Raw genomic sequence first — 24,149 nt, forward strand, 5'->3', positions numbered from 1 at the left:
ATCTGACAAATTTGCAACAACTTTGGCCCAAGAGACCTATAAGCCAACTTTCTTAGACCAGTTTAGACAAAGGATCGGCAAGATTTAGATAAGGTTTAGATAAGGCCGAGCGAGAAACAGTTTTATTGTATCGGGAGAATCTTAATTTGCTCCAACTCCTAGAAATTCTGCTATTACAATCTATCTGCCATTGCATACTCTCACGCCGTAGTGGATAGATTCTAGACAACCCAACATGCCAGATAAGATAGACAGACAGGTGGATAAAAATATGGATCAATATATAGATGCATAAATGAATGTAAAGATAGATAGTGAAATAATGAGTTTTACAAAAAAGTAAAAATGATTACGATCGTGCTTAAAGAATTACAGTAAAGCACGCTTGTCAGCCTTCTGAACTGTCATACTAAAAATGTCCCACTATCGCTACGGCTATCGCTACACAGCTATTGCTACCCAGCTATTGCTACCCAGCTATTGCTACATGAGGGGCATTACCGTATGGCACACCATCGTCTATTCCATCATCGATCGTCGGATTTTTTGATTCCTGCATTTCTCTTGGGCGTTCCCACTATTGTGCTCCTAGGATTGTTGTATAGCCAGAACATTGGACGCGGTGGGTCACTGTTTGAAATGATGAACCGTCCCAACCCATCCCAAGCTCCAACGCTGGTCAATCGTCCGACAGGTAGTAGTACGCAAACGGGGCTGACGACTCCAGCCGTTGCTCCAAAAACCGTAACGACTTCTCCGCTTACCCACCGCACCATCTGTCACGCCGGAGTGAATGGTCTGAATTTACGGCAAGCACCAGGATTTACAACGCCGATCGTTGTGATTCCCTGTGGTCAAGCAGTCAGTGTCACTGGAAATCCGGTGTGGAAGCAAAATGAACAGTGGTCGCCCGTAACCTATGGCACTCGCCAAGGTTGGTCAGCAACGCGGCTGTTACAAAAACTGTAATTGCCCGGAGACAAAGCGATCGGTCTAAAAGTAGGAAGCTGGATAAAAATAGGAAACTGGCAGGGCATCAGGCTAATGCTAGTTATCCAGCTTCTTTCTCTGCGGCTGGAGTGAGTTGCCGGAAGTTGAATTGATTGACGCCAGGATGGCAGGTGACGCAACTACTCAGGTTCACTTTTTTGGGGAGATTCACGCGGGGATGGAGCGCTTTGAAGTAGCGCGAATCTTGCAGTCGGTAGGGAGTTTGCTCGTCATCGGCTTTGGGTCGGGAATAGGCTTTTAGGTAATTCCAAAGAATGCGACGGTTGGGATCTCGGGGAGGCTCGATCGTCACACCATAGTGTTGCGGATCCTGAACCAGCACCTGCCAAGTTTGGGTCGGCATCACCGCTGGGGGCAGTGCAATATGACAACTGGCACAATTTTCTAGATAGAGTTCTTGACCCAGTTGCAAATTGGCGGGAACAGGATCGATCGTGCCAATTTCTGTGGTGCTAATTTCTGCGCTGCTAATGGTTGACCCCGTGGGCAGAACAACTTGAGAAGGCTGCACTGTTAACTTCTGCGGCTCAAAGGCTTGTGCCAAACCGATCCCCATCAAGATCGTAAACATCATAATCAGCAACATTAGCCCAATCACCGCAGATTTCCGGCGCGTATGGGGTCGAGTACGGCGCTGGGGAATGTCAGGAATCGATCGCTCAACGGGGAAAGATTTTCGCATAGGGTCTTCACAAATCAGAAATCTATCTAGACAATTGAGTCTAACTGCTTATGGTAAAGGTTCCCGTTACAATCAACGGGAGACACGGGGAAAAGGAGCACCGTCATCAAGGCGATCGGGTTCAGTCGAAGCCAGTCGTAGACAACCGCAGACCTAATCCAACGTCAGGAGCATAGCCAAAGCTGATTGCGGCGATCGCAAAGCTGGAAATATTTTTACCATTCCCTGACTTTAGCGAAAACCCGTACAACTTCTTCGCTTCTTTTGTTTCAGGAGAGGACTGGAATGGACTGTCGCAACGTGCAACTAAAGGTGGGTGCTGAGTTTGTTGACTTAGACAAACTGCAAGCGTTATTTAATTTGGCTGCATTTTGGGCACGCGATCGGCGGGCTGATGAGTTAGCGATTGCGTTGGAGAATAGTAAACCGATCGTGACCGCTTGGGATGGTGAGCAGCTGATGGGATTTGCCCGTGCTACCTCCGATGGGATCTATCGCGCCACAATTTGGGATGTGGTGGTGCATCCGGATTACCAAGGTGCCGGGATTGGCCGCAAGCTGGTGGAAACGATTTTGAGCCATCCCCAGGTCAACCCAGTGGAGCGGATTTACCTCATGACCACTAATCAGCAGCGGTTCTACGAGCGCATTGGCTTCGAGTCCAATGGAACCACAACAATGGTGCTGCATAATCAGCCCCTCAGCCTGCCCCAGGCGGCCATGGTGGAGATGGAATGTGACATTGGCCGTTAAACAGTTCGAGGTCAATTTTTTGATTACTTTGTCTAAGGCTTTTGTCTAGAGCTTCTGTTCAGGGTTTCTGTCTAGGGCTTCAGCTTCGCTAGGATAGAGGTTAGGAATTGTTTGTTGCAGCCTCGATCGTGTCTACGGTTTCTCAGGAGGAGCCATGTCATCTCAATTTCTGCGTTGGTTGAGCCAAGCTCCTCCGATCGAACCGGAAGTGTTTGAAGTCTACCGGGTCACACGGGCGTTCTATGCTGAAAGACACCATCGGGATGAGCTAGAAGCCTACTACGCCTGGTACCAAGAAACGGCAAAACGCCACCAGCAAGAACATCAGAAAATGCAAGGTGACGTTAATTTGTTTCGATTTTTCCGGCGCGATTGCTTGTAATTGACATTAAAACTAGCTTTCGAGCTAACCCAATGGCTGATCTACAACTTAATCGATCGCTTCGATTTCGTAGTCTGCTAGGTGGACTTTCAGTTTGGGGCCAAATTGCACTAAATAGGGAAAATTAGCACTGACTGGGCGACCGTGCCAACTGTTAACGATCGCAATCACTTCGCCCTCATGCCCACTTAAATCAAACCCCTGATTCCGATGCTCTGGGTGATGATAAATGACAACGGAGTTCTTCACTCGAATGCGCTTCCCAACTTCCATAGCCTTTGATGTGTTCCTCTCAGCAGTCGTTACCATAGACCAATTCACCTGACTGCACAATCGACAGCTTTACTATCTTTGCACAAGACGGCAACGGTTCTGATCTGGGAAAGGGCTCTTCTCCTCGATTGTTCCAATAGAAAAGCATCTAGCCCTTGCCCAATTGGAAGCTCTACTTCGGTAACCATTCCTGTCCTTTGGTTTGCACACGATCGCGCCAGGTATTAAAGCCGTTAGCATCCAGGATTGACCAGGCATAGAGTCCGCCCCCGGTTGCCAACAGGAGGAACAGCAGTATTCCCCAAATCCAGCGTCTGCGGCGAGGTGTGGGACGATCGCGAATTTCTGTCGAGGAGGCTGCATCTGTGTCGATCGTGGGTTCCGAAAGGGTTAGATCGGGAACAGGTGCATCGGTTATGGGTTCTTCCGTTCGATCGTCGATCGAATCGTCGATCGCGCCGCCGGGAGTCTTTAAAAAGGCGTTGGCCCCGGTGGAACCTACTTGGAAGCGGGTCAGCACGAGCGAAATATTATCGGAGCCGTTGCGCTCATTGGCTAATTGAATCCAAGCTTGAGCCGCAGCTTCTAAGGTAATGCGACCTCGAATCAGGGGATCGGCAAAGTTTTCCCAGGATTGCTCTAGAAGCGATCGATCGCTCAGTCCGTCGGAGCAGAGGAGCAACACCCCATCCTCTTCCACCACAAAGCGGCTAACCGTCGGCTTAAGAAATTCACTATCGCGTGTACCAAGGGCTTGGATTAAAGCCCCGGCATCGGGACGCTGGAGGGCATCCCGGTAGGTTGTGCGCCCTAGGCGGACTTCGCGTGCCGCGACATCGTCATCCACGGTCAGGCAATGCAAACCCCTCGGCGTTAGCCAGTAGGCGCGGCTGTCCCCCACATTGGTGATGTAAAGTTCGTGGCTGTTGCTGGCGATCGCGCCACTGGCTAATTTCACTCGCTGGGGTACTTGTAAGGCCATCACCAGGGTGGTGCCCATGCGGCGACGATCCTGACGTTCCTGGTTATCGTTTTGTGCGGAGATTAAATTATTCGCCACCCGCACGATCGCAGCCAATTGCTCACAAATGACCTCCGGTGGCACCAAATCCTGCTGTTCTGCAATTTCCGCCAACAGCGCCTTAATCTGCGGCTTGACCGACTGGACAGCCAGATGACTGGCGACTTCGCCCCCTTCATGGCCGCCGATGCCATCACACACGATCGACCAGCGGGGCAATAGCTCATCCTGGATCTGTGAACTTTCACCGAGGGGGTAGCAGGTATCTTCGTTGTGATCCCGTTCTTTGCCCACATCGGTTGTGCCGTACACCTGCAACCCTAGGGATAGGGGAGCCGCCTGTTGCAGGAGTAATTGATTCAGTTGGTGACGAATGGCATCTGGATCCACATCCTCGTCATGGAGTTGAACACAAATGTCTTGAACCACGGGCAAAATAGTAGGCCGACATTCCGGCAACAGCCCTGACCAGAACTCTGCTAACTGGCTCAAACTGGGTGGAGTGGCATCGATCGTTAATGCCCGCAACCGTAGCCGCCAGTCCTGCACCCGCAGGTTCTCTTCAACGAGCAAGCTACTGCCCACCTGCCAAACCAATAGCGGTTGCCACAGTTCCCACATCTGCCACAGCCAATAGACCTGCCGCACCGCGCTGGCTTGCCCGAAGGCTTGGACTAGCGTTAAGTAGGGGGTTCCCTCTGCATCGATCGGGCAGTTATCTAATAACAAAATTTCCTTACCCCCTTCCCGGCAGAACCCGTACGCATTGGGTACATGGAGCCGATAGGGGTAGAGATGCAGGTAGGGCAAAACCGTTTCTGGAAGCTCCTGGGGTAAGTAGGGCAACATCCCCGGTTGCAAATCTAGCCAAATTTGTGGAGCTACCACCTGATAGCGACCGTTGCCCACGATGCTGCCCACGGGTTTGCTGCCGCCATCCATCGCCCACAGCCGACGGTAGGTAATGGGCATACCGCAGTTAGCGCAAGCCTTGGCCCCGACGACATTATCTGGGCGATCGCAGTGGGGATTAGTACAGTAAATCTTCAGGTCAAAACGGCTCATAGGACTGGCAATCTTAAGCGCACGGGGCGGTCAATTTATTAACAGTTCAGTCAGCGTAACAGTTCACTAATCGTTTAGTAACGGTTTATGCCTGGAATCATCCGTTGGCGATGGAATAGCAAAGCCAGAAAGTTTGCCCTGCCGCTTCCCCGCAGAATTTTAACCCGCAGAATCCTAATCGTCAGAATCCTAAAAGTTTGTGTCTAGATTACGAAAGTTTGTGTCTAGATTACGAAATTTCCAGGGAACGCTGTGAATATGTCGATAGGCAAGGGACATAAAGATGGTTGAGAGCGTGACCCTCCACCGATTTCCCTAGGAACTTTAGTCGGTCACAGGCAGTCCTGTCCTGGATCAGCCCTACAAACTATACCAAACCCCTCTCAGTGCTCAAAAACTCCAACCCCTCTTGAAGCTATGGCATCTCAAACCTTTTGGCTGTTTTTAGGCATTGGCCTATGTGCAGTAGAAGCCGTCTTTCCCACCGCCTACATTGCCCTGGTAATGGGAATTAGTGCGTTACTCGTGGCAATCTTGGCGCAGTGGCTATCGCTCAATCTGGAAGTCTGGCTCTGGATTGGACTGTCCTTGCTGGGCATCTGGATTTCCCGCACCTTGGTTCCACCGAAAAAAATGGTGAAATGGGATGACAAGGTGGGCGAAACGTTAACGGAAATTCTACCGGGTAAGCTGGGACGGGTACTCTATGAGGGCAATTCCTGGGCAGCTCGGTGTGAAGATCCCGATGTGACCATTCCGGCTCAGCAATCTGTTTTGGTCGTCGGGCGGCAAGGCACAACCTTGTTAGTTTTGCCAGAAGGTGCGCTGCATGGCTAGTTGCTTTGTTATCTAGTCGCTTCGTTGGCGAGTGGCTCAGCGAATTGGCAACCGGTGAATTGATAACTGGTGAATTGACAGATTAGTTGACAAAAATTTTAGGAGTCCTTTTATTTATGTGGCAATTGATTCTTGCACTGCTGGTGGGTGGAGCCGCTGTTTCTAGCGTCAAAATTGTGGAGCAGGGAAATGAGGCTCTGATTGAGCGCTTAGGTCAATACGATCGCAAACTGGATCCCGGCTTAAATTTAGTCCTGCCCTTTATTGATCGCATCGCTTTCCAAGAAACCATTCGGGAAAAGGTGTTGGACATTCCGCCCCAGAATTGCATTACGCGGGACAACGTGGCGATCGCGGCGGATGCGGTGGTCTATTGGCGCATTGTCGATATGGAGAAAGCCTACTACAAAGTGCAGAATCTCCAGTCCGCTATGATCAATCTAGTGCTCACCCAAATTCGATCGGAGATGGGCAAACTGGAACTGGATGAAACCTTTACCGCTCGGGAACAAATCAACGAAACCTTGCTGCGGGACTTAGACATTGCCACCGATCCCTGGGGCGTTAAGGTGACGCGGGTTGAGCTGCGGGATATTGTGCCCGCCAAGGCTGTGCAGGAGTCGATGGAACTGCAAATGTCAGCGGAACGGAAAAAGCGGGCGGCGATTTTGACCTCGGAAGGGGAACGGGAATCGGCCATTAACAGCGCCCGAGGCAAAGCGGAGTCCCAAGTGCTGGACGCAGAAGCCCGCAAACGTGCCACGGTGATGGCGGCAGAGGCAGAACAGCAGCGGATTGTTCTAGAAGCCCAAGCCAACCGCCAGCAACAGGTTTTGAAAGCCCAGGCTACGGCGGAAGCATTAAACATTGTCACCCAAGCCTTGAATGCCGATCCTAAAGCCCCCCAAGCGGCTGAAATTCTGATGGCGTTGGGCTATTTGAACATGGGTGAAACGATCGGCAAGAGCAACAGCAGCAAAGTCCTCTTCATGGATCCAGCTAGCATCCCCAGTTCGATTGCCAGCATGATGTCGATCGTAAACAATGGCAACGGTCAAGCCTAGACCCTTTCTACCCACCTACCCTTCCACCCTTCCACCCTTTCTACCCACCGACCCCCTGTCCCTGACACTGGACACACACGCCAAAAAATTCCAGCAAATGATAGTGAATTTTGAACTGGTAGCGCTGGCTGAACTGTTTTTCCAATTCGTGGACGGGACAGGATTCCAGTTCGATCGTTGCTCCACATTGTAAACAGGTCAGGTGGTGGCGATCCTCTTGGATCAAGCTATATAACGATTCCCCAGTGGCGAGGGTGCGGACTTGAACTGCGCCCTCTTTTTTCAATCCGTCCAAGGCTCGGTAAACGGTGGCTAACCCCATGACTTGATCCTGTTGCCGTAGCTCCATATATAAGTCCTGGGCGGAGATGGCCCGATCGAGGGTGGTTAGGATCTCCAAAATCCTTTCTTGACTACGGGTTCGGCGAGTTTTCATAAATACAGTTCATAAATACAGTGAACAACTGGGGTTAGGTTCTGAGTGTAGCCTACTGTAAATGCGATAGACCCGTGATGTAGCGCGATCGGCAGGCTGAGATTTTTACTGAAATTTTTCTAGGGGGTATCTAGGTTGAGGGGGTTTACCTGGGTTTACAATTATTTTCCATTGCGTTCAAGGCGATTATCGTGGCTCAACAGTTCCAAGCTCAAATTTATGTAACTCTTCGCCCGTCAGTACTGGATCCGGCTGGGGTGGCTGTGCAGTCCGGGCTGAAACACATGGGTTACGACAATGTTGAGAGCGTGCGGATCGGCAAATATATTGAGTTGAGTTTGACGGCAGAGAATGAAGTAGCGGCTCAGGAACAGTTGGATCGAGTCTGTGACCAGTTGTTAGCCAATCCCGTGATTGAAAATTATCGCTTTGAACTCAAAGCAGTAGCGGCAGTGTAATCATCAAAGTCCCTCTCCCCCTTACTGGGAGAGGGATTTAGGGTGAGGGCTGCATGAGGGTTACAAAAGTGAGATGCGCCCCAGTAGTGGTGAGATGCGCCCCAGTAATTGAGTGATTGTTCTTGGCAAGTTTGGCTGTAACCGTTCTCTAATTTTTCTGAGCTATGAAATTTGGTGTTATTGTTTTTCCGGGATCCAACTGCGATCGAGATATGGCCTGGGTAACCCGTGGCATTCTCGGACAGGAAACCCGCATGGTCTGGCACGAAGAGCGGGATTTGTCGGATCTCGATGTGGTGATTGTGCCCGGTGGCTTTAGCTATGGCGACTACCTACGCTGTGGGGCGATCGCGCGGTTTTCTCCGGCCATGCAAGCCACGATCGACCATGCAGCCCAAGGCAAATACGTTTTGGGGGTGTGTAACGGCTTTCAGATTTTGACGGAAGTGGGATTACTGCCCGGTGCGTTGATGCGCAATCGAGATCTGCATTTTATTTGCGATCGCACGCCGTTACGGGTGGAGCGGAATGATTTGCCTTGGACCAAAAATTATCGATCGGGTGATGTGGTCACGATTCCGATTTCCCATGGTGAAGGCTGCTACTACGCCGATGCGGACACCCTCAAGGAAGTGGAAGACAATCAGCAAGTCCTATTCCGCTATTGTGACGCCCTAGGCAATGTGACGGAAGCGGCTAATCCTAACGGATCCTTGAATAATATCGCGGGCATCTGTAACCGTCAGGGCAATGTGCTGGGTATGATGCCTCACCCGGAGCGATCGGCGGATGCGGCGATCGGGGCAACGGATGGCTTGGCCCTCTTCCAAGGGTTGCTCGAAATGGCGATCGCGTAAGCATGATTAGTTGCTTCCCATCGGTTTTGAGTCCATTTTCAAGCCTAGTTCCGGGAACTAGCCCAATTAACTTTTGGAAAAGGCAGAAGGCACTCGATCGAGTGCCTTCTGCTTTGTTTTGATGAATAATTATTCTCAATAACAATAAGACTTGTAAATTGATTGTAAACAAGAATTAATAAATATATCGATCATTGAATTAAATCGTGGTTATTTGTATTAAGAAGTATTTCGATCAATTGAATCGTATATTTTATTTTTAGATTCAAGCACGAGTTATCAAGCTTCAGTGGCAATGCGAATGATGGGCAAATCATTTATTAATAAAATCTAAAAATTTCTGAGGTAGATAAACGCTAGGTCTTCATGCCTAGGGATATGAACAGATTGATGCATTGAGTCATAAAAGTTAACGAAGAAAGACTAGAAAAATAAAGAACAGTATCAATAAGATGTGGGTGGGTAATTCACTACCCCAAAAAACTCATCAAGCAGTCTTTGAATTGAATCCTTTTAAATTTAGGTGAAGAGACAAGATTGTTTGCTGAATGGATTTTTTGTTCTTCATTCAAGCCATTATCCAAACCTATGACCACAGCACTTCAACGTCGTGAAGGTAGCGCGTGGGATCGGTACTGCGATTGGATCACCAGCACCAACAACCGGATTTATGTCGGTTGGTTCGGTACCCTGATGATTCCTTGCTTGCTGACCGCAACCATCTGCTATCTCATTGCTTTCGTCGCTGCTCCCCCCGTGGACATCGACGGCATCCGTGAGCCCGTTGCTGGCTCTCTGATCTACGGTAACAACATCATCTCTGGTGCGGTTATCCCCTCCTCCAACGCGATCGGGGTTCACTTCTATCCCATTTGGGATGCAGCTTCCCTCGATGAGTGGCTGTACAACGGTGGCCCTTACCAGCTGATCATTTTCCACTTCTTGATCGGTTGCGCTTGCTACATGGGCCGTCAGTGGGAACTGTCCTACCGCTTGGGTATGCGTCCCTGGATCTGCGTAGCTTACTCTGCGCCTCTGGCCTCTGCTGCTGCAGTTTTCCTGATCTACCCGATCGGTCAAGGTTCCTTCTCCGACGGGATGCCCCTGGGTATCTCCGGGACCTTCAACTTCATGATCGTGTTCCAAGCAGAGCACAACATCCTGATGCACCCCTTCCACATGCTCGGTGTGGCTGGCGTCTTCGGTGGTAGCTTGTTCTCCGCCATGCACGGTTCTCTGGTGACCTCTTCCTTGGTTCGTGAAACCACCGAAGTCGAGTCTCAGAACTACGGTTACAAGTTTGGACAAGAAGAAGAGACCTACAACATCGTGGCAGCTCACGGTTACTTCGGTCGTCTGATTTTCCAATATGCATCGTTCAACAACAGCCGTTCCTTGCATTTCTTCTTGGGTGCATGGCCGGTGGTGGGTATCTGGTTCACCGCTCTGGGCGTGAGCACGATGGCCTTCAACCTGAACGGTTTCAACTTCAACCAATCCATTCTGGATTCTGAAGGTCGTGTGGTTGGGACTTGGGCAGACATGATCAACCGGGCTAACCTGGGGATGGAAGTGATGCACGAGCGTAATGCTCACAACTTCCCTCTGGACTTGGCATCTGGCGAGTCTGCACCTGTAGCACTGCAAGCACCTGCTATCAACGGTTAATGCCCTCTGCGGTTTTAGCTTGAGATTAGTTGATTGATAAATCGAAAGCCCCCATCGAGTTACTCGATGGGGGCTTTTGGTGTTTAAAATCCCTTAACGTTTCCAGATCAGTTGGGACTGCTACAACCTGCTACAGAAAGGGGAAGCAAATGACTGCAAAATGCTTGGAAACTGATGTTTGCTCCAGCGATCGACTACAGCTGTAACCCAATATGGACTAAGGCAGCGCGGCCTACCATGAACCAGAGGGCAAGGGTGGAAAGTAAGTAGAGATAGAATCGTACAATAATTCGATTAAATGTGCAGTGGACAATGCTGTGTAAAGCACGAAAAACAACAAAAAACCAGGCTACGTTAATATAAAGATTGTCAACCTGTTGAGTAACGAAAAGATAAAGCACGATCGCGTAGAACAGGCTTGGAATCTCAAATAAATTTTTTAAGTTATCCGATGGCGTTGTAACACTGAGAGGCCATGTCTGCATGGATACTCCCGAGGTGGCCAAGGTTTGTGGCTGAATTTTTTGTCGATTGATAAAACTGATTCGGCGGATGTACATATACACCCATACGAGAAATGTCAGAAGCATCATGACAAAAAACGGACTGAAGATGCGGGTTTGAGTCATAGAAGCGTGGCTAGAAACTGTATCGTTCAAGTCAATATAGGCTGGACGCTATAATTTTGCTAGACCTCGATCGAGTACACTTTTGCGCTTGGTCTCCATCCATCCTTCCCTACACCCAGCCCCATGCCTTGTTCCCTCGCGTCGCTGCTGACTACGATTCATCAATCCCAAAGTAAGGCCCAACTACGATCGCAGGTAGTTCCCCAGATCGGTGACTATTTTTCCGCAACACGACGTGCGATTTTCTTTTTCGACGAACTAACGTTACATGATCCGACCATCCAAACCATCCTAAATACGGCCCTGTCGATCGAACGCAATCCCATAGCTCGATACATTGCAGAACGACATGCACCCGTCCACGAAGCGATGGTGACGACTCCGAAAGCTTGGCGGTTGATTTGTCCTCGACCAGATCATTGGCATGTCATGGCAGGGCCGATCGTATATTCTGGACAAATTGTGGGGGCACTCGGGTGTACAAGACCAAAGACAATGCCTGCTTTTGATCAAGATAATTTAGTCGATTTGGGTGCTATTTGCTTGCACGTATCGGGGTGGATAGGGATCGTCAATGCCTCCAAATATTCGACGGCTCAGACTAACGTTCAGGCTCCAGTTCAGCTCATACAAGCTCCCAGACAGAGTTTATGGCATTACCCAAACGATTTAGTGCAAAAAAATTTAGTGCAAAAAACACTGCATTTAACAGCACGAGAATTACAAATTGCAGAGCTAGTTGCTCTCGGCAAGACAAATGCAGAAATTGGTAAAGAACTATGGATCACAGAAAACTCTGTCAAACAGGCATTAAAACGAATCTTTCGTAAGTTAGAAGTTTCTTCACGAGCTGCTATGGTTGCACGATTGGCTCAATTATCTTCAATGAATAGCCAATAGTTTCAATTTCACATGGGTTTTATCATTAAAAATACTCCAACAGCCATCAATATTCCCCCCGCGATCGTATTGAGACGGCGACTAAACTGATGATTGATCATGCGTTTTACCCGATCGGCCATGCAGGCATAGACGACTTTAACGCCTCCCACAGCAATCGTCGCGATCGTAATAATGATTGCAGTATCGAGATAGGAGATTTTGGCAAGATCGAGAAATGCTGGGAAAAAACCTAAATAAAATAGAACCGCTTTTTGATCGGCGAGGGTAATCAACAGCCCTGCGAGAAAACTAGAGAATAAAGAAGCCTTCTCTACAGTCTCTCGGCTGGTTTGGGTTGATTTTGCTTGCACTAGCTGTATGCCGAGCCAGATTAAATAGGCTCCTCCAAAATATTTAATTAAAAAGAAAAAACTGCCCAGCGTCGTTACGATTAGGGCTAGGCCAAAAATAGCAATGATAATAAAAACAACATCGCCAACAACAATACCAATACTAGTACAGATGCCGTGAAGTAATCCCAAACTAGCCGATCGTGTCACAACCGTCACAACGCTAACGCTGGGAAGGGCGGCTAAGAGAGTCATCGCACTCAATAAGGCGATCCCACTATTCAAAGTCAAGCTGCTTTGCATCGATCGTGTCACTGCTCCTACCGATGCAAGAATTATAACGTTGGGCTAGGAGGAGAAGGCTCGATCGTCTATTTCTTCCAAATTTTTTCCATTAACTGATAGCCAACGGGATCGTACTTTTTCAAGTCAGCGCGAGTAAAGGGATAGAAATCATTTTTGCCAAAATAGGCTTCGGAGGTTTCGGCAAAATATTCTTTCTCATTGGTGAGCGCATAGGCGGGCTTTTTCCCACCCTGCACATAGGCAACGGATTTGTACAACTGGCGATCGACCGCATTTTGATAGGCCGCTTGAATATCAGAATTGCCCTGTCCAACCACCAAAAAATGATAGGCATGGGCTAATTCATGTAACACCATCCAAGGCTGATCGGTTTGCGACCATTGCACAAAATTACGGCTATTAGACAGTTCTACACCACCCGCTTTATCAGGATTGTAACCATTCTGTCGCAGCCAGTCCGCCGAAGGATGGAATTCTGCGGCCCCATTGATTTTCTTTTGCCATTCCACCCAAATGCGCACTTTTTTCAAAGCGGTCAGGGGTTTGGCAGGCAAAACACGGTTAATAGCGGAGAGTTGAGATTGGAGTTCCTTGCGTAGGGCTTTTGCTTCCGTTGGATGCTTAAGGACTTCAGGATTGAATAGGACGGTGAATCCGGCGATCGAGTCTGCGCGATAGGCAGAGGTGGGGGTAATAGCAGGGGGAGTGCTAGCGGCAGTCGTAGGATCTGGAAGGGCTGTCTGACAACTCATAATCGCGAAACACAGCGTAAGGGAAATCCACCAAGGTCTCATAGGAGATAGTTGTTGCGAGAACTTCTAGACTCACTATACCCAGGCCACGGAGTAAAGATTCAGCAAAAACACTACCCCGATTTCCGCAGTGAAGAGGGAGAACAACAGTAGCTGTAACCTGCGGCCTCCCTCCGGTAGAATTTCTCCTAAGCCCGTTCTCCAAACAGGATGAAAGAGCAAGGAGCCTCCCGCACCACTTGACTGGTCACATTACTCACTTCTAAACCTGCCGAAGTGCGATGGCGAATGGTATGGAGAACTATCAAATCGCAGGATTGGGCCTCCTGAAGAATTGCCGCCGCCACATTGTCATAGGTCATTGTTTTGACTGCGATGTCTGCCGTGGCCCGATCTCGTGCAACGAAGTCTAATAGGTGCCCCTGGAATTGCTCCATCTGAAGGGGGGCCGTGCGGCGTGGAAAAACATGTAAGAGAATCACCTGGGCTTGATTCGCTTGAGCCAACATTTGGGCAAAGCGCACAGTTCGCGCCGATTGCTCCGTCAAGCCATCCACAGGAACTAAAATTTGGCGAACGGCAGATGGACTGGTGCGTAGCCGCGTAACCGCTACAGGACAGTGGGATGACCAAAAGACTTTGTCAATCACTGACCCAAACAGACGAGCTCGCAAGCCTGTTGTAGAACTCCAGCCCATAACCACGAGGTTAGCTTGGACTTCGCGACTGGTGCGACTGATACCGAGGGCGATTTCATCATCAATCCGAATTTTCGTTGTGACAGGCACCCCAAATTCTTCGCCAATTTCACTGGCTTGATCCAGTAATTGCTGAGTGCGGGTCAGGGTATTTTCCAGTTCCGGTGCATCCATATGGATATGGGCCCGCGCGATCGCCAATGCGACAATTTGCCCCGCTTCATGACTGGACAACAGAGCCGCGAGTTCTAACAAATTACGCTGAGTTTGAGGATTATAAATTGGAACTAAGACCTTAAAAGGACGCTGGGTACGATCGCTGATATCACACTGTTGTCCTTCCCACCAAATTGATGGAGCAACGTCAAGGGAATCGCTGGAAGGTAAGGGTAGCTTGTTAGCAAATTTAGCCGTGAGAATCGGCCCCAGAATTGAAGTGACAATCATTAATACGATCACACTATTAAGAATGCTTTCAGGAATTAAGCGTTCCCCCGCAGGATTGAACGATTGATAAGCAACTAATGTAGCAGCTAATGTGGCAGCCACCTGGGGTAAAGAAAGCGACCACATCGTTAGACCTTCATTTCGGTTATAGCCATAAATCAGTTTTGCTAACAATGCAGCTACAAATTTACTTCCAATCAATCCACCCACGATCGCAGCAGTTAAGCCCAGGGAACCTAGGGTTTTGAGGAAGGCTGGAATATCGATTAGCAACCCCATATCCACAAAGAAACAGGGGATAAAGAGCACACTGCCGACGAATTCCACTTTTTCGCGGGTGGGACTCCGCCCTAGCACATCATTGACGGCCAGTCCGGCCAAGAAGGCTCCAACAATTTTTTCAACGCCAATCACCTGTGCGCCCACTGAAGCAATGAAGAGCGCTAACAAAATAAATAAAAACTGTTTACCTTCTTCATCCCCAGACCGTTTGAAAAATGCCTTTCCAGCCCAATCTAAGCCAAAGAGAATTGCGACGGAATAGATCGCTAATCCGGCTAAAAGGGTTAATAAACTTAATGCAGTAAAGCCTCCTGCATGGATCCCCACACAAATTGCCAAAACTAAGAGTGCGCCCGTATCAGTAAAAATGGTGGCCCCGATCGTAACAGTAACTGCCTCATTGGTCACGACCCCCAGACGGCTGACGATCGGATAGGCCAGCAACGTATGGGAAGCCAGTAACGAGCCAATCAAAAACGAAGCATTCCACCCAAAGTTAAACAATTGCCCAATCCCGATTCCAGCCAGCATGGGGACAATAAACGTTAAAAAGCCAAAGCCGATCGATCGATTTCGGGTCTTACGAAATTGGGCCAGGTCAATTTCTAAACCTGCCACAAACATTAAATAAATTTTGCCAATGTCCGATAGTAGTTTGATGGTATCTGATTCAGAATCGAGGAGCTTGAGCCCACTCTGACCTAAGACAACACCTGCGACCAAAAGCCCAACTAAGCCGGGTAGTCGCAATCGTTCAAACACAGGCGGGATAATCAGGATCGCCGCAATCAGAATCGTAAAAGAAATAATGGGACTATCGAGTGGCATAGGGCATCCTTCGTCAAGATAAAAGCTCTATCGAATCCCACTCCCATGCCTGCTATGCGCTAATCTCTGCCAACTAATTTCCGTGAACTAATCTCAAAGAATGCCATTGCCTCAGATATGGAGGGGGAATGTTAGAGGACAGAGCCTGCATTTAGGATAGAGAAAAAACAAAAATCCTGAAAGCGACCTTGGAGAAAATCTCTATAAAGTAATAATGATACCCACGATCGCCTATTCAAAATGGTTTGATACAGGGAATCTGCTGGGGATAGGGTAGTCTAGAGCGTAACCGATCGTGTTAACAACCACCATGATGAAGCAACGAGCGCTGTTTTTGGTCAATCGCCATGCCCGTCGAGGTCAGGAAAAACTGGACTTGGCGCTCAAGTCGTTGCGGAGCATGGGGTTTGATCTGATCGAAGAATCATTTGATCACCCAGAGGATTTACCTCGAGTCATCAGGCAATACCGCGATCGAGCCGATTTAGCGATTATTGGCGGGGGCGACGGTACGCTCAATGCAGCGGTGGAGGGCCTGTTAGAAGCACAGTTACCGCTGGGCATTTTGCCATTGGGGACTGCCAATGATTTGGCACGAACCTTGGGGATTCCACCCACCATTCCAGATGCTTGCCGCGTGATTGCAGGACGCAATGTCGAGAAAATTGATTTAGGCTGGGTCAATGGCAAATATTTTTTTAATGTGGCCAGTTTAGGCTTGAGTGTGCAGATTACGGAACAGTTATCCAAGGATGCCAAACGGCGCTGGGGCGTTTTGGCCTATGGCGTAGCAGCCATTCAAACCCTCTGGCAAAGTCGGCGATTTTCAGCGGAAATTCGTTGCGGCGATCGGGTAGAGCAGGTGCGCAGTATCCAGATTGCAGTGGGCAATGGCATTTATTACGGGGGTGGACTGGCGGTGGCGGATGATGCAGCAATTACGGATCAGCGCTTAGATTTGTACAGTTTAGAAATCGATCATTGGTGGCAATTGGTAAAGTTATTACCTGCGCTGTATCGGGGAAAACACCACATGTCGCCCTTTGTCCATTATCAACAGGGGCAGGAATTTTTTGTTGTAACGCGCAAACCTAAGTCAATTAATACCGACGGAGAAATTACCACAACAACCCCCGCTCACTTTAAGGTGATTCCCCAGGCTCTATCTGTCTTGGTTCCGTAACAGATTAAACAGCATAGATCAACCAACCCAGTCCCTACAAATCATTAAACACAATTTGATCCATCTCAGCGAATTGTTCCCGCATTGCAATCCCGTAACCATAGTTGAATGGCTTGGGCGATCGGAGCTTGACTACTTTCGCGAGGCGGCGTAATCACATCCCCCTTCGGATAGGTACTGGTTCGAGTAAAACTTTGGGAAAGCTGCCAGCCATAGCGGGTGTGCACTAGAAACAACCAATGGAATTGTTGGAACTCCACAATTTGAGTAGGACTGTTCTGCCGTTCTAACGTAGTTAAAAACACTTGCTGGAGCGTACCGTCTTGGCTCGGTGCAGACTCTCCTGGTTGAATAGGCAAGGGCTCAAATTCCGCTTGGCCAGCCAGAATCACCGATCCCGCCGTACTCAAATCCTGCCGCCGCTTACTGCGCACAATGACCCGATTGGCGTAGCTGGGCAAATCCCGAATCAAACCCGCTGTGAGGTCGCGAATGTCTGTAGGGCATTGATATTTGGGTCGGGACGGATATTTAGGCCGAGACGGCGCAGGTGTCGGCTCTGGGGAAGGAGCCGCACTGCGATCGCGCTCCCCACGATTTCCCACAGCCCCCGCAGGCCCAATGCCCACCCAGCAGCTCCCCCAAACAACCCCGATCGCGCCTACCAACAAGCCTTGCCACCGTACCGTCGATCGGGTTGCCATTGCCGTTACCTCCGCTTGCCTTAACCGATTTCTTCCAGAATCCTCGCAAACGCCGCTGCTGGATCATCCGCCGCTGTAATGGGTCGGCCAATCACAAGATAACTCGCCCCCGCCGCGATCGCCTGGGCTGGCGTCATCACCCGTTGCTGATCCCCGGTTTCCGCCCAACTGGGTCGCACCCCCGGACAAACCAGCAGAAAATCTTCTCCACAGACCCGCCGGAGGTCTGCCGCCTCCTGGGGGGAACAGACAGCCCCCGCCAAGCCACTTTCCTTGGCGAGTAAGGCCATTTCTAGGGCAAACTCTGGCAATTCGATCGGTACCTTTAATTCCAGCGCTAAAGTTCGGGGACTAATGCTAGTCAGGACGGTGACGGCGATGATATTCGGCGGTTGTACCCCTGCTTCCGCTGCACTGGCTTGGGCGGCAGCTTGGGCAGCGGCTAACCCTGCTTTGCCATTGGTGGCGTGGACTGTGAGCAAATCCACACCGTAACGAGCCGCTGCGGCACAGGCTCCGGCTACCGTGTTGGGGATATCATGAAATTTCAAGTCGAGGAAAATTTTCTTATCCCGTTCCTTGAGCAATTTCAGAATATTTGCTCCAGTACTCACAAATAATTCCAAACCCACTTTCCAAAATGTCACCTCTGGCAATCGATCGACCAATGCGATAGCCGCTGCCTCCGTCGGGACATCTAGGGGCACAATAATGCGATCGGAAATCGGGGTAGAGGCGCGATCGGAAATAGCCATGGAACTCGCTGTCATCCGTTAAAGTGATTAGAAAGGATTCAGGGGGAAATCCCCCGAAATTTTACGCTATGAATTAAGGCACGAAGCGGACAAATTTGTTTTTACCGAATTGCAACACCTGGCCGTACAATTCTGCTGCACTGTCAAAGGTTAGGTTGGGGTCGCTGGCCTTTTCCCCACTCAGCTTGACGCCACCGCCTTGAATTTGCCGACGGGCATCGGAACTGCTCTTACACAACCCCGCTGCACTGGTGAGGTAAAACAACTTGACGGGAAATTCGATTGCCGCCAAGGAGAATTCCGGCACCGATTCTGCCTGGGTACTGCCCCCAACCAAATTGGCCGCATCCCGCTGCGCCTGTTCTGCCGCCGCCACGCCATGGTACTGACTCACCACATCCAGCGCCAGCAATTTTTGTTGCTCGCGGGGATTTTCTGGCAAGGTTGAACGATCGAGCTTGGTCAGCAACGTGAAATAGTTTTCCAACAAACTATCGGGCGTTTTTTCCAGTTTGGAATACATGGTTAACGCATCTTCCGTCAGCGCCACGTAGTTGTTGAGGGACTTGGACATCTTTTGTACCCCATCCGTCCCCAACAAAATCGGCATCAGCAAGCCAAACTGGGGACGCTGCCCAAAATGTCGCTGCAAATCCCGACCCACAGCAATGTTGAACTTCTGATCCGTACCCCCCAGTTCCACATCCGCCTGCACTGCCACAGAGTCAAATCCCTGCATCAACGGATAGAGAAATTCATGGAGAAAAATCGGATTGCCCTTGTCGTAGCGTTCGGAGAATCCTTCCTTGGCCAACATTTGCCCCACCGTCATCGTGCCCAGCAATTCCAAAATCTTGCTCAGATCCAACCCCGATAACCATTCAGAGTTGTAACGAATTTCTAAGCGACCGGGGGTGTCAAAATCAAGAATGGGCCGCACTTGATCCAGGTACGTTTTGGCATTGGCGGCGACATCCGCTTCCGTCAACTGCTTGCGCACCTCCGATTTGCCTGTCGGATCCCCAATGCGCGCCGTAAAGTCCCCAATAATTAGCACCGCTGTGTGGCCTGCATCTTGGAATGCCCGCAACTTGCGCACCGGAATGCTGTGCCCCAGGTGAATATCTGAACCGGTGGGATCAATTCCCAATTTAATTCGTAAAGGCCGATCGCTCTGCAAAAGGCGCTGTTCTAAATTTTCATCCGGATTCGTGGAGTCCGGTTGAGAAGGAAAAATTTCACTGGTGCCACGATGAAGCCAAGCAAAGTCGGTCATAGCCGTTCCGATCGAATTTAAACGCCGTATAGTTCAAAACCCATGCAGTGGGGCGCTAGCCTATTCTGCGCCAGCCCATGAATACCAAGGTGCATCGCTAGCAAATGGCAGCCTGACTGCATTCCCTTAGCCAGCCTACTATAATTAGTGCAAGCTTTAATGAGCGCAAGCTTTAGTCCAAGCGGCAGAGTGGAAACTGTGAGGGGCATTCCACTGGGTAAACTCGAGCTAAGACAACTCATGGAAACGCCAGATGGCAATTTTGTCTTTCTCCCTCTAACTGATCCACCTTCCTGTTTTCCGTAAAAAACTGTGCCGAGCATTCCACCTTCGTCTATCCTACTGACACTCCTACCGAACTGTCCTCTGGACTGAGCGCAGCTTCTTGTTCAACCCCGACATTGCTAAGAGAGAAACTATCGTGTCGTCCAACGCCTTTCCCAGCCAGCCCCAAAAGCGTGAATCCCCCGTCCAATTTCTGGGAGCGGTTACCAAGGTCACAGGTGCCACCTTGTTGGGCATCACAATGTTGACAAGTTCTGTGATTGCGGGGGGATTAGTTGGGTTGGCGATTAGCTTTCGGAATCTGCCCGACGTGCGGGTATTGCGCAACTATACGCCGAGCGAAACCACCCATATCTACGATATCAAAGGCAAAGCCCTGGCCAGCTTGCATGGTGAGGCCAATCGGGAAGTCATGCCGCTCAATCATTTTTCGCCCCACCTGAAGCGGGCGGTGCTGGCGATCGAAGATAGTTATTTTTTCACCCACAAAGGGGTTAACCCGAGTTCCGTCGGTCGAGCGCTCAAGGCGAATTTCTCCAAAGGGGAAACCGTGGAAGGCGGATCAACCCTGACGATGCAGTTGGTCAAGAACCTGTTTCTCTCCCCCCAACGGGCCTTTAGCCGGAAGGTAGCGGAGGCGGTGTTGGCCCTACGGATTGAACAGGTTTTCTCTAAAGACCAGATTTTTGAAATGTACCTCAATCAGGTCTATTGGGGACATAACACCTATGGTGCAGAAACCGCTGCTCGTAGTTATTTTGGTAAATCTGCTTCGGATTTGAACCTAGCGGAATCGGCGATGATGGCCGGACTAATCCAAGCCCCTGAAGCCCTCAGCCCCTTTTTGGATATGAAGGCGGCCACCCGGCGACAACATATCGTGTTGCAACGGATGAAGGATTTGCAATGGATTACGCCGGAGGAAGAAAAAGCAGCCCGCAACTATTCCATTAAGCTTGGCAAGATTACCTCTTTTCAACGGAGCGAAATTCCCTACGTCACCGAGGCGATCGTCCAAGAGCTGACGAAAAAGTTTGGTCGGGACATGCTCCTCAAAGGTGGTCTTCGGATCCAAGCCACGATCGATACCAAACTGCAACGGATTGCGGAAGATACTGTGCGGCGAGGCATCCAGAATCTGAATGGCAGCGGGGTCTATGCCGATCAAATGGCCTTGGTTTCGGTCGATCCTCGAACCCATTACGTCAAAGCAATGGTTGGCGGGGTGGATTATAAGAAGAGTCAATATAACCGCGCGACCCAAGCCCTACGACAGCCCGGTTCTTCCTTTAAGCCCTTTGTGTACTATGCGGCCTTTGCCAGTGGTAAGTACGCCCCGGATTCCACGGTGATGGACACCCCCGTAGGTTATCCCGATGGCTATGATATGTACTATCCCCAGAACTACGATCGCACCTTTGCTGGGGCCATGACGATTCGTCGCGCCTTGGAAATGTCTCGCAACGTGCCAGCGGTTCGCTTGGGGCAAGAGGTCGGCTTAAATAAAGTGGTAGAAATCTGCCGCAGCATTGGCATTAAAAGCCCGATCGATCCAGTCATCTCGCTACCCCTAGGCTCGGTGGATATTACCCCGCTGGAAATGGCCAATGCCTATGCCACGTTTGCCAGCAACGGCTGGTATGCCGATCCGACCTTGATTGTGCAGGCGACGGATAGTCGAGGGGCGATCGTGATGGATAACCGTCCTAAACCTCGATTAGTCCTGGATTCCTGGGCAGCAGCAGCCCTGAATGATGTCCTGCAAGGCGTCATTACCCGAGGGACGGCGACATCCGCCAATATCGGTCGTCCGGCAGCAGGTAAAACTGGAACCACCTCGTCGGAACGGGATATTTGGTTCGTGGGCTATGTTCCCCAGCTTTCCACCGCCGTTTGGGTCGGAAATGACAACTATTCCCCCCTGGGGTATGGGGCGACTGGGGGGACGTTCGTTGCGCCCATTTGGCGTGATTTTATGTCCCAAGCGGTGAAGGATCTGCCCGTAGAACGCTTTAGACCGCCTTCGGATTTCCCCCGGCCTTAAGGGGAACCTACCAATTTTATTTGCTCCAGTTGCGAATCTAGCGTGATCCTGGTTGGGAGGGTGAAGGATCACGTGGGTTAGTGCTAGGCTTGATCCAGCAAAACTAATGTACTTCTTTTGGGAAGTCTGACCTCAAGTCACTGGATGGGGAGCGCGTTGGAGCCATGCTGGACTTTAATCAACTTGCGCAGCAAATGCAGGGCATTAGCCAACATCTTGTAACAGAGTCTACGGCGTTGCGGCAGAAGTTAGACTACGCCAAAACATTGATGGAACAGGCGCACAACAACCAAGGGGAATTGGTTGAACGGCAAGCCCAATGGCACGATCGCTTGACCTTTACCGCCGCAGTGCCGATCGAACCCTTAGCGACTCGCCAAGACATTGCGATCGCGCCGTCGGCCCATACCGTCATTGCCACCGATGGATCACAAATTTCCCCTAGTCACCACGAAATTGCCTATTGTTATTTGATTAATATTGGCCGAATTATTCTGTACTACGGGCAGGGAAAACAGCCTTTATTGGACAGTTTGCCGGAGGTGTTTTATCGCCCCGAGGATCTCTACGTTTCCCGGCAGTGGGGCATTCGCACGGAGGAGTGGATGGGCTATTGTCGCACGGTTTCAGAAACGCAGGTTTTGGCCGAGTTAGCCCAAGCGATCGTGGGGCATCCGCAAGCAAGCGGAACAACAACGCGATCGCAATCACCCCATCAATCCAACACCAATCCTGCCCGCAATCCTAGAGACATCACAGCGCAGCACAACCATTCTAATGATCAGTTGTCGCTTCTGGATTCCCTGGAACTTTCGATTGCCGATCCAGTCAATCAAGCCTTCAATTCACCTGAACGTTCGTTACTGGAATTGCCGTCCAGCCCTAATGCATCTGGGCGATCGCAATCTAGTTTGCAATCTAGTTCACCATCTAGAACAATAGCTCCCACGATCGCGCTCGTAGATGGCTCCTTAATCTACTGGTTTCTAGAACCCTTGCCGATGGAGGCCCGCGATCGGATTTTGCAACCGATTTTGCAAGCATGGCAGCAGTTGCGATCGCTGAAGGTTCCCCTCGTGGGATATGTCAGCGCCTCCCGCAGTGGGGAAGCGATTAATTTCCTGCGCTTACAAACCTGTCCCTATACCGCACCGGACTGTTTAACCCATTGCAGCCATTTATCCGATAAATTACCTTGTCAGGTGCTCGATCCTGTGCGCGACGTGGCTTTGTGGGCGCAATTTTTGGAACCGGGACAACGCAGCCCCCTCTGGCGCAGTTCGGCCCGGATTCAGGAGTTGTATGAAGACCAAGGGATTTATTTTTGCTACTTGCATGTGGGCAGTGAGGTAGCACGGGTGGAAGTGCCGGAATGGGTGGCGATCGAGCCCGAATTGCTCAATACCGCACTGAGTTTAGTCCTCACCCAGGTGCAGAAGGGCTATGGTTACCCCGTGGCCCTAGCCGAAGCCCATAATCAGGCCGTGGTGCGCGGGGGTGATCGATCGCGGTTTTTCGCCCTGTTGGAGCAACAAATGATTAAAGCAGGACTGCGCAATGTGGGAACCTCCTACAAAGAGGCCCGCAAGCGAGGCAGTATTGCTTAGCCGTATTGCTGAATGATTTAGACTAGACGGTCAAACACTACAGGTGAAAATTGCGTAACAAAAACAAGTCCACACAAAAACTAGGGTGGTAATCGTGATCAGTTAGACGTGATCAGTCAGATCTTCGACCTCACCCTAGTTCCTTAGGCTTTTTTAATTCTGGTATAGAGATTTACTCACAACCCCACTCAACAACACTCCTACCAATTTGAGGCATGGGTATCCTCATTGATATCGCCGCTGTAGGGTTGGATGCCCGTTACAGGATAATCATCATCATCAAGCCCAAAAATACGGCTGAGCGCATCCGAAACAAACCCAATCACATTCGTAAATACCTTAGAGATGCCCATAGCAAACCTCAGTGACAGTAAAATAATGGATGGCTGAATGGAACGTCACTCAGCATGTCAGATAGTTAAATGACATTTTGAATGACAACTAGAAGATAAATGAACGATCGAATAACGGATATCGATCGAACTGATTACATGATTCTGCTAATTATCAGGACACCTCCCCACTTTTGGATCGTAGAGAACGCGATTTTTTAAGCTTTGTCAAAGTACGTCTTGAAGGGAAATACTTCGCAATGGAAATGATTTCGATTTGTT

Annotated in this window: 24 protein-coding genes; 12 read left to right on the forward strand and 12 right to left on the reverse strand. The window is 50.0% G+C overall.

Annotated features, from left to right (window positions below; genetic code table 11):
* The first annotated feature begins 504 nt into the window (after nt 1–504).
* The gene (locus tag ACN4EG_RS03005) at nt 505–969 is read left to right on the forward strand and encodes an SH3 domain-containing protein (protein WP_431627680.1); all 465 of its coding nucleotides are present in this window, start codon (nt 505–507) and stop codon (nt 967–969) included.
* A gap of 82 nt (nt 970–1,051) precedes the next feature.
* Here ACN4EG_RS03005 and ACN4EG_RS03010 read toward each other — a convergent pair whose 3' ends face one another.
* Nucleotides 1,052–1,693: a diheme cytochrome C gene (locus ACN4EG_RS03010; protein WP_431627682.1), complete on the reverse strand. Its 642-nt coding sequence runs from the start codon at nt 1,691–1,693 to the stop codon at nt 1,052–1,054.
* Nucleotides 1,694–1,978: 285 nt separating this feature from the next.
* On the opposite strand from ACN4EG_RS03010, the gene ACN4EG_RS03015 reads away from it, so the two are divergent.
* Complete coding sequence (locus tag ACN4EG_RS03015) at nt 1,979–2,446, forward strand: GNAT family N-acetyltransferase (protein WP_431627683.1); 468 nt, start codon at nt 1,979–1,981, stop codon at nt 2,444–2,446.
* A 154-nt stretch (nt 2,447–2,600) separates the two neighbouring features.
* On the forward strand, nt 2,601–2,828 hold the full coding sequence (locus tag ACN4EG_RS03020) for a hypothetical protein (protein WP_431627684.1): 228 nt from the start codon (nt 2,601–2,603) through the stop codon (nt 2,826–2,828).
* Between the two features lie 48 nt (nt 2,829–2,876).
* Here the strand turns inward: ACN4EG_RS03020 and ACN4EG_RS03025 are convergent, their stop codons facing one another.
* On the reverse strand, nt 2,877–3,101 hold the full coding sequence (locus tag ACN4EG_RS03025) for a ferredoxin-thioredoxin reductase variable chain (RefSeq protein WP_431627685.1): 225 nt from the start codon (nt 3,099–3,101) through the stop codon (nt 2,877–2,879).
* 172 nt (nt 3,102–3,273) lie between these two features.
* Entirely contained in the window at nt 3,274–5,187 is a 1,914-nt protein-coding gene (locus tag ACN4EG_RS03030; protein WP_431627687.1) for a 4-Cys prefix domain-containing protein, read from the reverse strand.
* A gap of 417 nt (nt 5,188–5,604) precedes the next feature.
* Here ACN4EG_RS03030 and ACN4EG_RS03035 point away from each other — a divergent pair, with 417 nt between their 5' ends.
* On the forward strand, nt 5,605–6,024 hold the full coding sequence (locus ACN4EG_RS03035) for an NfeD family protein (protein WP_431627688.1): 420 nt from the start codon (nt 5,605–5,607) through the stop codon (nt 6,022–6,024).
* Nucleotides 6,025–6,140: 116 nt separating this feature from the next.
* Nucleotides 6,141–7,088: an SPFH domain-containing protein gene (locus ACN4EG_RS03040; protein ID WP_431627689.1), complete on the forward strand. Its 948-nt coding sequence runs from the start codon at nt 6,141–6,143 to the stop codon at nt 7,086–7,088.
* 40 nt (nt 7,089–7,128) lie between these two features.
* On the opposite strand, the gene ACN4EG_RS03045 is transcribed toward ACN4EG_RS03040, so the two are convergent.
* Nucleotides 7,129–7,524, reverse strand: coding sequence for a Fur family transcriptional regulator (locus ACN4EG_RS03045; protein ID WP_431627691.1), 396 nt, complete (start codon nt 7,522–7,524; stop codon nt 7,129–7,131).
* A gap of 191 nt (nt 7,525–7,715) precedes the next feature.
* Here ACN4EG_RS03045 and purS point away from each other — a divergent pair, with 191 nt between their 5' ends.
* The 3 genes from purS to psbA all read left to right on the forward strand — a co-directional run bounded on the left by purS (nt 7,716) and on the right by psbA (nt 10,507).
* On the forward strand, nt 7,716–7,982 hold the full coding sequence (gene purS / locus ACN4EG_RS03050) for a phosphoribosylformylglycinamidine synthase subunit PurS (protein WP_431627692.1): 267 nt from the start codon (nt 7,716–7,718) through the stop codon (nt 7,980–7,982).
* Between the two features lie 164 nt (nt 7,983–8,146).
* Nucleotides 8,147–8,839, forward strand: coding sequence for a phosphoribosylformylglycinamidine synthase subunit PurQ (gene purQ, locus ACN4EG_RS03055; RefSeq protein WP_431627693.1), 693 nt, complete (start codon nt 8,147–8,149; stop codon nt 8,837–8,839).
* Between the two features lie 588 nt (nt 8,840–9,427).
* Nucleotides 9,428–10,507: a photosystem II q(b) protein gene (psbA, locus tag ACN4EG_RS03060; protein ID WP_431627694.1), complete on the forward strand. Its 1,080-nt coding sequence runs from the start codon at nt 9,428–9,430 to the stop codon at nt 10,505–10,507.
* 194 nt (nt 10,508–10,701) lie between these two features.
* Here psbA and ACN4EG_RS03065 read toward each other — a convergent pair whose 3' ends face one another.
* Nucleotides 10,702–11,136 (reverse strand): MAPEG family protein, encoded by a 435-nt coding sequence (locus ACN4EG_RS03065; protein WP_431627695.1) that lies wholly within the window; start codon nt 11,134–11,136, stop codon nt 10,702–10,704.
* A gap of 123 nt (nt 11,137–11,259) precedes the next feature.
* Between ACN4EG_RS03065 and ACN4EG_RS03070 the strand changes: the two genes are divergently transcribed.
* Complete coding sequence (locus ACN4EG_RS03070; RefSeq protein WP_431627697.1) at nt 11,260–12,036, forward strand: LuxR C-terminal-related transcriptional regulator; 777 nt, start codon at nt 11,260–11,262, stop codon at nt 12,034–12,036.
* An 8-nt stretch (nt 12,037–12,044) separates the two neighbouring features.
* Here the strand turns inward: ACN4EG_RS03070 and ACN4EG_RS03075 are convergent, their stop codons facing one another.
* The 3 genes from ACN4EG_RS03075 to ACN4EG_RS03085 form a co-directional block, all read right to left on the reverse strand.
* Nucleotides 12,045–12,683, reverse strand: a complete 639-nt coding sequence (locus tag ACN4EG_RS03075; protein WP_431627698.1) for a LysE family translocator — start codon at nt 12,681–12,683, stop codon at nt 12,045–12,047.
* Between the two features lie 56 nt (nt 12,684–12,739).
* Nucleotides 12,740–13,468, reverse strand: coding sequence for a hypothetical protein (locus ACN4EG_RS03080; RefSeq protein ID WP_431627699.1), 729 nt, complete (start codon nt 13,466–13,468; stop codon nt 12,740–12,742).
* Nucleotides 13,469–13,614: 146 nt separating this feature from the next.
* Nucleotides 13,615–15,681, reverse strand: coding sequence for a cation:proton antiporter domain-containing protein (locus ACN4EG_RS03085; RefSeq protein ID WP_431627700.1), 2,067 nt, complete (start codon nt 15,679–15,681; stop codon nt 13,615–13,617).
* A 310-nt stretch (nt 15,682–15,991) separates the two neighbouring features.
* On the opposite strand from ACN4EG_RS03085, the gene ACN4EG_RS03090 reads away from it, so the two are divergent.
* Complete coding sequence (locus ACN4EG_RS03090) at nt 15,992–16,864, forward strand: lipid kinase (RefSeq protein ID WP_431627701.1); 873 nt, start codon at nt 15,992–15,994, stop codon at nt 16,862–16,864.
* A 65-nt stretch (nt 16,865–16,929) separates the two neighbouring features.
* Here ACN4EG_RS03090 and ACN4EG_RS03095 read toward each other — a convergent pair whose 3' ends face one another.
* Genes ACN4EG_RS03095 through tyrS form a run of 3 tightly spaced genes read right to left on the reverse strand, consistent with a single transcriptional unit; the run spans nt 16,930 to nt 19,599 of the window.
* Nucleotides 16,930–17,568 (reverse strand): hypothetical protein, encoded by a 639-nt coding sequence (locus tag ACN4EG_RS03095; protein ID WP_431627702.1) that lies wholly within the window; start codon nt 17,566–17,568, stop codon nt 16,930–16,932.
* Between the two features lie 20 nt (nt 17,569–17,588).
* Nucleotides 17,589–18,338 carry an orotidine-5'-phosphate decarboxylase gene (gene pyrF, locus ACN4EG_RS03100; protein ID WP_431627703.1) on the reverse strand — a complete coding sequence of 250 codons (750 nt, stop codon included), beginning with the start codon at nt 18,336–18,338 and terminating at the stop codon, nt 17,589–17,591.
* A gap of 58 nt (nt 18,339–18,396) precedes the next feature.
* Entirely contained in the window at nt 18,397–19,599 is a 1,203-nt protein-coding gene (gene tyrS, locus ACN4EG_RS03105; RefSeq protein ID WP_431627704.1) for a tyrosine--tRNA ligase, read from the reverse strand.
* A 421-nt stretch (nt 19,600–20,020) separates the two neighbouring features.
* Between tyrS and ACN4EG_RS03110 the strand changes: the two genes are divergently transcribed.
* A complete protein-coding gene (locus ACN4EG_RS03110) occupies nt 20,021–21,928 on the forward strand; it encodes a transglycosylase domain-containing protein (protein WP_431627706.1) in 1,908 nt (635 codons plus the stop codon).
* 164 nt (nt 21,929–22,092) lie between these two features.
* Nucleotides 22,093–23,535, forward strand: a complete 1,443-nt coding sequence (locus tag ACN4EG_RS03115; RefSeq protein WP_431627707.1) for a DNA double-strand break repair nuclease NurA — start codon at nt 22,093–22,095, stop codon at nt 23,533–23,535.
* 200 nt (nt 23,536–23,735) lie between these two features.
* Here the strand turns inward: ACN4EG_RS03115 and ACN4EG_RS03120 are convergent, their stop codons facing one another.
* The gene (locus ACN4EG_RS03120; RefSeq protein ID WP_431627708.1) at nt 23,736–23,888 is read right to left on the reverse strand and encodes a hypothetical protein; all 153 of its coding nucleotides are present in this window, start codon (nt 23,886–23,888) and stop codon (nt 23,736–23,738) included.
* Nucleotides 23,889–24,149: the final 261 nt, after the last annotated feature.

Source organism: Alkalinema pantanalense CENA528 (genome assembly GCF_050753345.1).
Classification (GTDB): Bacteria; Cyanobacteriota; Cyanobacteriia; order Leptolyngbyales; family Leptolyngbyaceae; genus Alkalinema; species Alkalinema pantanalense.

Coding starts and splice junctions, on each gene's coding strand:
- ACN4EG_RS03115 (WP_431627707.1), top strand. CDS start 22,093: ATGCTGGACTTTAATCAACTTGCGCAGCAAATGCAGGGCATTAGCCAA.
- ACN4EG_RS03090 (WP_431627701.1), top strand. CDS start 15,992: ATGATGAAGCAACGAGCGCTGTTTTTGGTCAATCGCCATGCCCGTCGA.
- ACN4EG_RS03030 (WP_431627687.1), bottom strand. CDS start 5,187: ATGAGCCGTTTTGACCTGAAGATTTACTGTACTAATCCCCACTGCGAT.
- ACN4EG_RS03025 (WP_431627685.1), bottom strand. CDS start 3,101: ATGGAAGTTGGGAAGCGCATTCGAGTGAAGAACTCCGTTGTCATTTAT.
- ACN4EG_RS03070 (WP_431627697.1), top strand. CDS start 11,260: ATGCCTTGTTCCCTCGCGTCGCTGCTGACTACGATTCATCAATCCCAA.
- ACN4EG_RS03010 (WP_431627682.1), bottom strand. CDS start 1,693: ATGCGAAAATCTTTCCCCGTTGAGCGATCGATTCCTGACATTCCCCAG.
- ACN4EG_RS03085 (WP_431627700.1), bottom strand. CDS start 15,681: ATGCCACTCGATAGTCCCATTATTTCTTTTACGATTCTGATTGCGGCG.
- tyrS (WP_431627704.1), bottom strand. CDS start 19,599: ATGACCGACTTTGCTTGGCTTCATCGTGGCACCAGTGAAATTTTTCCT.
- pyrF (WP_431627703.1), bottom strand. CDS start 18,338: ATGACAGCGAGTTCCATGGCTATTTCCGATCGCGCCTCTACCCCGATT.
- ACN4EG_RS03035 (WP_431627688.1), top strand. CDS start 5,605: ATGGCATCTCAAACCTTTTGGCTGTTTTTAGGCATTGGCCTATGTGCA.
- ACN4EG_RS03120 (WP_431627708.1), bottom strand. CDS start 23,888: ATGGGCATCTCTAAGGTATTTACGAATGTGATTGGGTTTGTTTCGGAT.
- ACN4EG_RS03005 (WP_431627680.1), top strand. CDS start 505: ATGGCACACCATCGTCTATTCCATCATCGATCGTCGGATTTTTTGATT.
- psbA (WP_431627694.1), top strand. CDS start 9,428: ATGACCACAGCACTTCAACGTCGTGAAGGTAGCGCGTGGGATCGGTAC.
- ACN4EG_RS03095 (WP_431627702.1), bottom strand. CDS start 17,568: ATGGCAACCCGATCGACGGTACGGTGGCAAGGCTTGTTGGTAGGCGCG.
- ACN4EG_RS03065 (WP_431627695.1), bottom strand. CDS start 11,136: ATGACTCAAACCCGCATCTTCAGTCCGTTTTTTGTCATGATGCTTCTG.
- ACN4EG_RS03015 (WP_431627683.1), top strand. CDS start 1,979: ATGGACTGTCGCAACGTGCAACTAAAGGTGGGTGCTGAGTTTGTTGAC.
- ACN4EG_RS03080 (WP_431627699.1), bottom strand. CDS start 13,468: ATGAGACCTTGGTGGATTTCCCTTACGCTGTGTTTCGCGATTATGAGT.
- ACN4EG_RS03020 (WP_431627684.1), top strand. CDS start 2,601: ATGTCATCTCAATTTCTGCGTTGGTTGAGCCAAGCTCCTCCGATCGAA.
- ACN4EG_RS03040 (WP_431627689.1), top strand. CDS start 6,141: ATGTGGCAATTGATTCTTGCACTGCTGGTGGGTGGAGCCGCTGTTTCT.
- purQ (WP_431627693.1), top strand. CDS start 8,147: ATGAAATTTGGTGTTATTGTTTTTCCGGGATCCAACTGCGATCGAGAT.
- ACN4EG_RS03045 (WP_431627691.1), bottom strand. CDS start 7,524: ATGAAAACTCGCCGAACCCGTAGTCAAGAAAGGATTTTGGAGATCCTA.